The sequence below is a fragment of the Pseudoalteromonas sp. AOP7-A1-14 genome (assembly GCF_052376275.1).
Lineage (GTDB): Bacteria > Pseudomonadota > Gammaproteobacteria > Enterobacterales > Alteromonadaceae > Pseudoalteromonas.
Window position 1 is genome coordinate 1 of sequence record NZ_JBQSVO010000265.1, and the last position, 824, is coordinate 824.

Annotated in this window: 1 protein-coding gene; it reads right to left on the reverse strand. The window is 37.5% G+C overall.

The window, feature by feature from the left end; translation table 11 throughout:
* Positions 1-123: 123 nt before the first annotated feature.
* On the reverse strand, positions 124-824 hold a 701-nt coding region (locus ACT3RM_RS18020), incomplete at its 5' end, for a response regulator (RefSeq protein ID WP_444511534.1).

The following is an 824-nucleotide window of genomic DNA, read 5'->3' on the forward strand; positions in this document are numbered from 1 at the left end:
AATCGCAAAACAATTCAACTAATTTAATCATACCTGTTCCTTGTCTATCCAATCGTTCTTGGTCGAAAGATCGGATCTCGGAACAGGCATTTAGTTCAATTTCTTAAACGAGATTCAGGTTACTTAAAAAAGTTCATCTTCCACAGGTGCTTTTTTCACCTGCTCTTTTAGGTATTGCGCTACTTTTGAGTATTCAATTTCAAGGCTATCGCGGTGCTCAATAAGCTCATCACTGGTTAAACATTCAGCTTTACAGTGCTTTTCAAACTCTGCAGCAAGTTCAGCAACCTTTTCAGCACCTATTGTTTTAGAGATCGACTTTAATTGATGACAGGCATCAGTAATTTTTTGGTTATCTGAAGCTATAACGCCGGTATTTATTTCTTTGGTTAAATCATTACTTTGCTCTAAGTACATTTTAAAGAAACGGATCTGCTTGGCTTCATCTCCTTGAATATAGGTTGCAAGTACTTCTAAGTTAATAGGTGTCTTTGCTTTGACTGACTGAAAAGCGGGTGGTGTGGTCGCATCTTTATTACTCCATTTATCAAGCTTTTCTTCGAGTTTATTAAGCTCAACAGGTTTGGTGATAAAGTCATTAATACCGGCATTTAAGCAGTTTTCTTTTTCACCTTTTAACGCATTGGCTGTAATTGCAATTACATAGGGCTGAGCGTTTATAGCGTCGACGTCGAGTAATGCTGCTTGGTCGCGAATTTTTTCTATCATGTCGTAACCTGACATTTTAGGCATGTGTAAATCAGTTAATATTAATGGATAATGGCCATTTTTCCACATCTGTAAGCCTTGCTCACCGTTTTCAG